General features: G+C 58.7%; 1 rRNA gene. It reads right to left on the reverse strand.

Features of this window, described 5'->3' with window-relative positions:
• Positions 1-122: 122 nt before the first annotated feature.
• Positions 123-1,455, reverse strand: a 16S ribosomal RNA gene (locus tag ACWEOW_RS25330); the annotation flags it as partial.

The raw sequence follows: 1,455 nt of genomic DNA on the forward strand, positions 1-1,455 counted from the left end.
CACGGTGCAGACCAGCTTGTACTAGCGGCCGACGGCCGGGCACGGCGCCAACTAATCGATGTTCCACCCATGAGCACCCCCCACCAGACACTCGCCGGCGGACGGGGCTTAATGCTCCTTAGAAAGGAGGTGATCCAGCCGCACCTTCCGGTACGGCTACCTTGTTACGACTTAGTCCCAATCGCCAGTCCCACCTTCGACGGCTCCCCCCACAAGGGTTGGGCCACCGGCTTCGGGTGTTACCGACTTTCGTGACTTGACGGGCGGTGTGTACAAGGCCCGGGAACGTATTCACCGCAGCGTTGCTGATCTGCGATTACTAGCGACTCCGACTTCATGGGGTCGAGTTGCAGACCCCAATCCGAACTGAGACCGGTTTTTTGGGATTCGCTCCACCTCGCGGTTTCGCAGCCCTTTGTACCGGCCATTGTAGCATGCGTGAAGCCCAAGACATAAGGGGCATGATGATTTGACGTCATCCCCACCTTCCTCCGAGTTGACCCCGGCAGTCTCCTATGAGTCCCCACCATCACGTGCTGGCAACATAGAACGAGGGTTGCGCTCGTTGCGGGACTTAACCCAACATCTCACGACACGAGCTGACGACAACCATGCACCACCTGTACACCAGTCCGAAGAAGCACCCATCTCTGGATGTGTCCGGTGTATGTCAAGCCTTGGTAAGGTTCTTCGCGTTGCATCGAATTAATCCGCATGCTCCGCCGCTTGTGCGGGCCCCCGTCAATTCCTTTGAGTTTTAGCCTTGCGGCCGTACTCCCCAGGCGGGGCGCTTAATGCGTTAGCTGCGGCACGGAACTCGTGGAATGAGTCCCACACCTAGCGCCCAACGTTTACGGCATGGACTACCAGGGTATCTAATCCTGTTCGCTCCCCATGCTTTCGCTTCTCAGCGTCAGTAGTGGCCCAGAGACCTGCCTTCGCCATCGGTGTTCCTCCTGATATCTGCGCATTCCACCGCTACACCAGGAATTCCAGTCTCCCCTACCACACTCTAGCCTGCCCGTACCCACTGCAAGTCCGGAGTTGAGCCCCGGATTTTCACAGCAGACGCGACAAACCGCCTACAAGCTCTTTACGCCCAATAATTCCGGACAACGCTCGCACCCTACGTATTACCGCGGCTGCTGGCACGTAGTTAGCCGGTGCTTCTTCTGCAGGTACCGTCACTTCCGCTTCTTCCCTGCTGAAAGAGGTTTACAACCCGAAGGCCGTCATCCCTCACGCGGCGTCGCTGCATCAGGCTTTCGCCCATTGTGCAATATTCCCCACTGCTGCCTCCCGTAGGAGTCTGGGCCGTGTCTCAGTCCCAGTGTGGCCGGTCGCCCTCTCAGGCCGGCTACCCGTCGTCGCCTTGGTGAGCCACTACCTCACCAACAAGCTGATAGGCCGCGAGCCCATCCCAGACCGAAAAACTTTCCACCCCCAGCACATGCG

Source organism: Monashia sp. NPDC004114, assembly GCF_053603855.1.